We start from the raw sequence: 8939 nt of genomic DNA on the forward strand, positions 1-8939 counted from the left end.
TTATTAAAGAATATATGTTGTAGCTTTTTTGGCTGTTAACATTAGCAAATCCAAACCAATTACCCTGGATAGTTAATTGAGTTTGATCTAAAAAGGTGGCCATAGGATTGGTCACCTTTTTTCTTTTTATTGGCACACAGCTTGTTTGCTGAGTTTTCACCAATCATGATCTAGATCAATAAAATTACTGGGCAGGTTATTATACTGCCGCGCTTCATTATCGTATTAATTCATGCAACCGACTTGTACTCGGTTCGATGTGTGGAGCTTTCATGTCGTCACCTATTTTGACCCCTCGTCCTTTTACGCCTGAGTTGTTATCACCTGCGGGTAGTTTAAAGAATATGCGTTATGCCTTTGCCTATGGTGCAGATGCCGTTTACGCTGGCCAGCCTCGTTATAGCCTTCGTGTTCGTAACAATGAGTTTGACCTAGATAATCTGCAAGTTGGTATCAACGAAGCCCATGCGCAAAATAAAAAGTTGTATGTGGTGTCGAACATTGCTCCTCACAATGCCAAGGTAAAATCGTATTTACGCGATATTGAGCCTGTCATTGAGATGCAGCCAGATGCGCTGATCATGTCTGATCCTGGGCTTATTATGTTAGTGCGTGAAAAGTGGCCAGATATGCCTATTCACTTATCTGTGCAGGCCAATGCGGTGAACTATGCCACAGTGAACTTTTGGGCTCAGCAGGGTATTGAACGAGTCATTTTATCGCGCGAATTATCGCTTGAAGAAATCGCTGAAATTCGTGAACTATGCCCAAATACAGAACTTGAAGTGTTTGTTCACGGTGCACTTTGTATGGCGTACTCTGGCCGTTGTTTGCTATCGGGTTATATAAATAAACGCGATCCAAATCAAGGAACGTGTACCAATGCATGTCGATGGAACTACGATGTGAAACCAGGCACCGAGAATGAAACCGGCGAAATGGTGCATAAAATTGACCCTAAAGCGGTGATCCCAACCCTAGGTGATGGTGCACCAAGTAACGAAGTATTCATGCTTGAAGAGCAAGGGCGCCCTGGTGAGTACATGCCTGCTTTTGAAGACGAGCATGGCACTTACATTATGAACTCAAAAGATTTACGTGCAGTTCAATATGTTGATCAACTGACGAAAATGGGCGTGCATAGTTTAAAAATTGAAGGCCGTACCAAGTCTTTCTACTATGTTGCTCGTACTGCACAAGTGTATCGTAAAGCCATTGATGATGCCGTTGCTGGCCGTCCATTTGACGCAAACTTATTTAAAACTCTTGAGAATTTAGCGCACCGCGGCTACACCGAAGGGTTCTTAAAACGCCATGCACATCAAGACTATCAAAACTATGAGTACGGTCATTCGGTATCAGATAAACAGCAGTTTGTCGGTGAAGTATTAGGTCGCAACGATAATGGCTTAGTTGAAATTGATGTGAAAAATAAGTTCTGTACTGGTCATTCACTTGAGCTTATGACACCAAAAGGCAACATCAACTTTAAGTTGGATTTTATGGAAAACAAAAAAGGCGAAGCCATTAGCGATGCAAAAGGCTCTGGTCATATTGTTAAAATTCCTCTGCCAGAAGATATCGATTTAGATCACGCAATCTTAATGCGTAATCTAGATGCCGACCAAGATACCCGTAATCCATTCAAAAAAGCATAATAAAAGATGCGCTAAGTCATACTTAGCGCATTGATCTCATCTTTTTTTGGTATTTCACTGTCGTTACTAGCTATTTTTACTATTCTTTTTTCTAAGGGTAATAATTAAACATAGTCAAAAACTATAGTGAAATACGTTGTTCATCCATCACATCATAAAGAGCTTTTACACACAGTACCTTATGTTGCGGTAGGGGTATTGCTGCTGGCTATTGTCTTACTACTTGAGCGATTAGGGCTTATTGCTGCTATTCCTTTTTATGTAGCAATGCATACGAGCGTCGAATTGTTCTCAGTTGTGATCTCGTTTTTAATTTTTGCAATTGGTTGGAACACTTGGCATTTCACCAATAACTACAAACTGTTATTACTTTCTTGCACCATGTTGTGCGTTGCCATTTTTGATTCATTGCACTTTTTAGCTTTTGACAGCATGCACGAAGGCAATGCAGACATGAACTTGGTATTAAGTTTTTGGCTCATTGCTCGGTTATTTAATGGAGCTGCTTTTTTAATTATTGCAGCAGGGATTTGGGTTAAATATAAACCGTTAAATGCGCGTGCCTTACTTACCTCTTTACTGCTTTTTAGTTTGTTTATTGCAAGCTCTCTTTTTTATTTTCCAGGTTTACTGCCAGACATATACATAGAAGGAGTCGGTGGTAGCCATATTAAGTTTTTAATTGATCTACTTGTTTTAGCGCTATACGGTGCCGCTGTTTTGATGTTTTCGACACAACTTCGTAAGCCCAGAACAAATTTAAATATTGCCGGTAAAACATTAGTTTGCCTATTAGCTATTTTAAGTGAGGCCTGTTTTGTGGTGTCTAATGATGCGTCGCATACCACTAACACCTTTAATTTTTTTGGGCATGTATATAAAGGGCTCACCTACTTTTTACTGTATAAAATCCTCTTTGTTGAAACTGTAACTAAACCGTATGCAGCACTGGATAACTCCTCTAATCAGTTAAAAGCAACACTTACTGCACTGCCAGACTCTGTGTTTGAGCTAGAAAAAGACGGTACTTTTCGCGAAGTCTTCAGTGATAACTCCGATAGCCATGTCTTTACTAAAGCGATGGTTGGGCAAAATATTAGTAGTATGTTTGAAAAATCTGATGCGCAAGATTTTATGCGCACGCTAATGGAGGCAAAAAAATCAGCTGTTTGTTTGGTCAATACCTTACCCATTAGCGTAAATGGTTGGGTTATTCATTTTGAATTTTCGATTACCTTGTTCGAACACGATAATGATGGACCAACGTATTTAGTAAACGCCCGCGATGTGTCGGATAAAGTTGGGCGTATGGCGGCACTTGCTCAGCAAAGTAAATTTAATAGGGGTTTATTACAGCTAACCGAAATTTCGTTTCAAGACGATCAAGATGTGTTGTTGAATTATGCTGTTAATCAAGCCCTCGAAATTACCAATTGCGATGGCGCAGCCTTGTTTATTTGTAACGAACAAAAGCAACATGATTATCGAGCCCAGAAAGGTAATGTTTTTGATGTGTGCACTGAAAAGTTACAAGGCAAAATTGCGGCAGGGCAAGCTGTCATTGTTAACCGAAAACATGCGAAAGAATACGGGTTACCTGGCGACTCTAACTCATTGTTAGTGGTGCCAGTGATACGCCATAGTCAGTGCCATATGGCCATTATTTTGCAGCATCAAAGCAAGGTGTTTAGTGTACAAGATAAAAACATGCTAACGGTTTGGGCTGAGTCAGTGTGGCAATGGTTTCATAAAATTACTCTAAACAAACGCATGCACATATTGTCTCAAGCGGTTGAGCAAAACCCACACCCCATTATGTTTACCAATACAGATGCAAAAATTGAGTATATGAATCGCGCTTACCTCGATATGTGTCAGTACGAGTATGATGAACTAATAGGTCAGAGCCCGCATAAAATCAGTGCCGGTCAAACTGAACCAGCTGTTTATCAAACAATGTGGGAGCACTTAAAAAATCGAAAAGCCTGGGTGGGTGCTTTGGTTAACATGACCAAGCACGGTAAGGTGATTGTTGAGCAAACGACCATTTACCCAATAATGGATAAGCAAGGGAAGGTGAGTAACTACATTTCGTTTCAGCATGATGTAACCAAAGAAGTTGAAAGTGAAACCCTCATACATCAACTTTCTTATTTTGATCAGCTAACGGGGCTTGCAAACCAAGACAAGTTGCAGATGGAATTTGAACAAACCATTAAGCTTCAAGCAGATACAAAAGCAGCCTTTATTTTAATTGGTTTAGATAACTTTAAAATTCTCAATAAAGCATTGGGTATGGCAAGTTGCAACCTAGTGTTACAAAGCTTGAGTGCGCGAATTTGTAACTTTATGGGTGAGCATATTATGGTTTCACGGCTGCAAAGCGACCGCTTTGCATTTATCACGCCCTATACCTCCACCGGCGCTATAAATAAGAGCAGCCACGATTTATTAAAAGTGATCAGTGAGCCACTTACAATAAATGATGAACTCATTGTTGTTACAGCATCGGTCGGGGTTTCCTTGTTTCCAATTGATGGTAAAGAATTTGAGCCCCTATTGCAAATGGCTGAATCAGCGATGTTTGAGGTTAAGCGGTTAGGTAGAAACAATGCGTTATTTTACGCCGAAGAAATGAATAAATCTGGGCTTAGGCAATTACAAATCATCAATGCTCTTAATTTTGCCCTTGAAGATAATGAGCTTTATTTAGTCTTTCAACCGCAAATTGATATTGCCTCAGGTGCTGTGGTGGCTGTTGAAGTATTATTACGTTGGCACAGCGAAACATTAGGCAATGTATCACCTGCTGAGTTTATTCCCATTGCTGAAAGCAGTGGCCTCATTAGCAAAATTGATGACTGGGTATTCGAAAATACTGTTAAAACAATTCGCCAGTGGCAAGATGACAATATGCCAGCAATGACCTTTGCAATAAATCTATCGGCAACGAAGTTTGTTAAAAAGCAGCTGCTTGGTGATTTAATTTCGGTATTACAAACTTACTCTATTGAGCCTGAATGTATTGAACTTGAATTAACGGAAACAATTGCCATTGGTAACCCTCAGTTTGCTTTAAGTACGATTACTAAACTGCGTGAAGCAGGGTTTAAAATGTCGATTGATGACTTTGGCACAGGCTACTCATCAATGAATTACTTAAAAGACTTTGCGCTTGATAAGCTCAAAATAGACAAATCATTTATTGATGATTTAGAAAACCCCAGCGATGCTGATAAGGCAATTGTTAAAGCCATGATTGATTTAGCCAGCGCGTTAAATATGGAGTCAATTGCTGAAGGCGTTGAAAGCGAGCAGCAGCTGAACATACTGAAAGAGCTTGAGTGTTCTCAAGTACAAGGCTATTACTTTAGTAAACCCCTGCCAATTACAGTGTTGTATAAGTTTGTGAAGTCACCAAGTTTTTCAAGGTAAGCCTACTTTTTAAATTGACTGGCAAGCTCTGCAAGCGACACTTCAGCAAAACGTTTTAATAACAGTGCTTCTGCGTCATCCATCGCATTTTGCAGGGCGCTGTTAACTGCATGCTCAATAGGGCAGTTGCTGTGCTCATCGGTTAGACCAATTACAAATAGGTTCTTTTCGCCAAGCGCTTGGTGAATATCAAATAAAGTGATGTCTGTTAAGGGAGTGGCCAGTAGCCAGCCGCCATTGTGACCTTTTATTGCCGATACATAACCCGCTTGACGTAGTAACGCCATAGTACGGCGTACAACCACAGGGTTGGTCATTAACATGTTTGCTAATGTCTCTGATGTAACAGGGTGGCTGTAACTGTTTAAATGGATCAGCACATGTAAAACCCGCGATAGTCGGCTGTCTTTTCTCATCTTAAATCGTCAATATGCGTTTTTTGCAGTGTATCACGAACTGCTTAATATTGACCGTTTGAATTACCAAACTAACGCCCACTAAACCAATTCCAAGCCAGCCAATTTGCTGAAATTGCTCATTTAAAATAACAATAGCCAGTACGGTGGCGATAATAGGCTCAAGTAAAGTAATGAGCACGGCTTGGCTCGCAGCTATGGTTTTTAAGCCAATACTAAATAGCCAATAACCGAAAAACATCGGCACTATGGCCATGTAAAGCGCCACGCTGGTATTGATAACTGTGGCAAAAAGCGTATTTCCAGTGATCAATAACGAAGGCAAGAGTACACATGCAGCGCCGCCAAATAGGCTTGCCATAGTCGCTCTTGAATGAACGCCGTTGCTAATTAAACGTTTGGCAACCCATGAATAGCCCGCATAGGTAAGCCCTGCAATTAAGCCAAGTAAAATGCCGATGTTTTGGCTAAACAGCCCCTTAGCAGCAGAGTGTGAGTCTTTGCCTAACGCGATTAAGCAAATGCCTACTGCACCAAAGCAAAAGCTGACTAGCCAGCGAGTTGCAAAAGGCTTTTTCTCAATTAAGTATTCCAATAAGACGGTAAATAAAGGGGCGCTGGCAATCGAAACAACAGTGCCAATTGCTACGCCAGCGCTATTCATTGAGGTATAAAATGCTAGAGGATATATAGCCACACAGGCTGAGCCTAGTAGGGGTAGAGGGTAATGCTTACGCAGTGTACTCGCATTGTTTATTAGCTGAGTTAGTGAGGTTAGGCAAAGTAATACCCCGCCAAATCCCATCGCAAAGGCTCCTATTGCAAAAGGGCTTATGTCTGGTGCAAAGCTTGCGGCTGTACCCGTTGTGCCCCAAAACACACTGGCGACTAAAACGGCAATGGTCGCGATGGTATGGTTCATTGGTGATTCGCTTTAAATTTAAGATATCAAAAGCATATTCAGAATTGATGTGCAATTTTTGACAAAAAGGACGGTTTTGTTGACGTTAAAAACTAAAGTTATTTTTTGAATTTACTTGGTGATAAACCAAAGTACTTTGAAAAACTGCGGCTAAAAGACGAAAGCTCATTGTAACCAACTAACTCACTGATACGTTGTAACGGATAGTCGGTATGGCTGAGTAAGGCTTGGGCTTTTTCCATTCGCTGTTTGGTTACATAGTTCATGACAGTCAATCCGGTTTGTTGCTTAAACAGCAACTTAAATTGCGTTGGGCTTAAACAGGCAATGCTGGCAAGGTGTTTGATGTGAAGAGGAATGCTTAAGTGACTGTCAATATAAAGCAGTGCCTCGCTAATTCGGCTGTCGACCTTAGGCTGCATAATTTGCTCAGCTAGCAGCAAATCGAAGGTGTTAAACATGGCAAGTTCTAATTCATTATTAACCGCTTGCTCAAGTTGCTTTGCCACAAACTGCAAAAATGCCCAAAGTGATTGATTAATTGCAAACACGCAGCGCTCAGCAGTGGCCAGGTTATCTGGTAGCTTTGGCATATCGGCCACCACAAATCGCGCCTCTGGCATTGCGGTAAACAGGTGTGTTTGCGAGGCTTTGACAACCACGCATTCACCGGGGGCGACTTTACCTTGAAAATCACCCACACTAATAGCAATCACACCTTTTAAAGGCAGTACAAGTTGATGATAGTCATGGCTATGACTAACAGGCTTAGTACTGTATGAGCGGATAGATAGATTGCCTTGCATCGTTTTGTGATAACCGTTTGCTGAATAACGCTATTATGCCTGTTTGCTCGGGATGATCAATTTTAGGCCATTAACGGGGTCAACACATGCTCGTAGGCAATCATTAGCGCGACATAAACCAACAAAACAGCCATCAGTTTATTAAACACATTAAAAACACCCGGTCGTGATACTTGTTTGCCAAGCATTAAGCCCGCTAACGAGTAACTTGTAGGAGCACCAAAGGCAAGAATGGCTAAAATAAGAGACCAAAATACGATTGCAGCGCCGGTAATATCCTCGCTTGGGAACTGAATCGTAGCAATAGGTAAAGTAGCCACCAAGGCTTTTGGATTTAATAGCTGCATGAATAGGCCATCGAAAAAGCTAAGTGAGGCATCTGCTGAGGTATCACTCACCTGTACATTTGCTTTTGCGACCTTCCAAGCAATATACAAAATATAGCCGCAACCAATTAAGCTCACATAAGGCAAAAACTGCGGATTGATCACTTGTAAGCCAAGGTAGCCAAGTAGCACAAATAAGATAAACATCGCGCTACCCACGCCGATAAAAAACCCAAGGTGTGAACGAGTTTGTTTATTTAAGCCACTGCTTAAACCGAGTAAATTGATTGGCCCAGGGGTGTACATAATGCCAATAGCATATGCAAAAATATCTGCCATAACAGCTCCAAATCAGTAATTTAGCTCTATCTACGAGCCCATTGCAGTTGAAATTGTTTTGGTGTCATACCGAATACTCGTTTGAAGTTACGATTGAGGTGGCTGGCATCTGCAAAACCAGATTCAACCGCCACGCTGGTGGCATCGCGGCCAACTTGTAACGCTCTACGGGCATAATTAATACGACAGTTCAAAACATATTGATGTGGAGTAATACCGAAGTGCTCGCGAAAGCGGCGGATAAAATGAAACTTCGACATAGTGGCAGCATGGGCAATGTCATCAATAGAGATGTCATTGTCGATATTTGCCAAAATATAGTCTTTTGCGCGCAGTAGTAAGCTATCAACACGGGTGCTTAATGCCGGTAAATCAAGGCTTCCGTTGAGCCTTACTAAAGACTGCGCCATTTGCAGTAGTGCAGCTTCTCGCTCTATTTTGCTCGTGCAATCTGTTTGTAAAAGCCTTGATAAGTGAATCACTTGATTACGCAGTAATGGATCAGCATATAAGGTGTTTGCCATACGTAATGTGCAATCTTGCTTATATCCTAGCGCTTTGAACAAAGGCTGAAATTCATCGGGATGAATATACAGCATTAGATACTCTAGGTTTTGCTCAGTGCCAGAGTGACCATCGTGAATATCTTCAGGGTTAAACAAAATAACATTGCCAGGTACGCTTTTATAAAACGCATTACGACAAAAGAAATCTTGCCGCCCCTGTAGAGTAATGCCAATTGAATACTCTTCGTGAGCATGTTTTGCATAGGTAAAATCACTCATAGTCGCAGTCAACATCGAGATGCTCTGATGCTGTTCGTTGTTGATGTACTTAAAGTGATTGTCTTTGCTCACAGATGCTCCTGAAGGTTGTGCGCTTCGTTATTATTCCTACGCCAATATAGCGAAGCAGGCAACCTAAAAACTTGAACAAAATTGCTTATATTGAGTTATACCGATTTCTTTTTTCCTAAATAACAGCAAATAGTGTCGATTTTTTCTCGGTTTTTCAGTTGCCTAGATAAACTAATACTC

The 8939-nt window shown here is 41.1% G+C and carries 7 protein-coding genes; 2 read left to right on the plus strand and 5 right to left on the minus strand.

The window, feature by feature from the left end; genetic code table 11:
- Positions 1–272 precede the first annotated feature (272 nt).
- Both trhP and L1D51_RS19225 read left to right on the plus strand, forming a co-directional pair.
- The gene (gene trhP / locus L1D51_RS19220) at positions 273–1658 is read left to right on the plus strand and encodes a prephenate-dependent tRNA uridine(34) hydroxylase TrhP (protein ID WP_054562626.1); all 1386 of its coding nucleotides are present in this window, start codon (positions 273–275) and stop codon (positions 1656–1658) included.
- 126 nt (positions 1659–1784) lie between these two features.
- Complete coding sequence (locus tag L1D51_RS19225; RefSeq protein WP_054562625.1) at positions 1785–5093, plus strand: bifunctional diguanylate cyclase/phosphodiesterase; 3309 nt, start codon at positions 1785–1787, stop codon at positions 5091–5093.
- Between the two features lie 2 nt (positions 5094–5095).
- Here L1D51_RS19225 and L1D51_RS19230 read toward each other — a convergent pair whose 3' ends face one another.
- The 5 genes from L1D51_RS19230 to L1D51_RS19250 form a co-directional block, all read right to left on the minus strand.
- Positions 5096–5509: an Rrf2 family transcriptional regulator gene (locus L1D51_RS19230; RefSeq protein ID WP_054562624.1), complete on the minus strand. Its 414-nt coding sequence runs from the start codon at positions 5507–5509 to the stop codon at positions 5096–5098.
- A 1-nt stretch (position 5510) separates the two neighbouring features.
- Complete coding sequence (locus tag L1D51_RS19235; RefSeq protein WP_239964543.1) at positions 5511–6431, minus strand: DMT family transporter; 921 nt, start codon at positions 6429–6431, stop codon at positions 5511–5513.
- Positions 6432–6529: 98 nt separating this feature from the next.
- Positions 6530–7237, minus strand: a complete 708-nt coding sequence (locus L1D51_RS19240; RefSeq protein WP_055022052.1) for a helix-turn-helix domain-containing protein — start codon at positions 7235–7237, stop codon at positions 6530–6532.
- A gap of 62 nt (positions 7238–7299) precedes the next feature.
- The gene (locus tag L1D51_RS19245; protein ID WP_239964544.1) at positions 7300–7902 is read right to left on the minus strand and encodes a LysE family translocator; all 603 of its coding nucleotides are present in this window, start codon (positions 7900–7902) and stop codon (positions 7300–7302) included.
- Between the two features lie 26 nt (positions 7903–7928).
- On the minus strand, positions 7929–8759 hold the full coding sequence (locus L1D51_RS19250) for a helix-turn-helix transcriptional regulator (RefSeq protein ID WP_054562620.1): 831 nt from the start codon (positions 8757–8759) through the stop codon (positions 7929–7931).
- Positions 8760–8939: the final 180 nt, after the last annotated feature.

The organism is Pseudoalteromonas shioyasakiensis, from assembly GCF_022398475.1.
Lineage (GTDB): Bacteria > Pseudomonadota > Gammaproteobacteria > Enterobacterales > Alteromonadaceae > Pseudoalteromonas.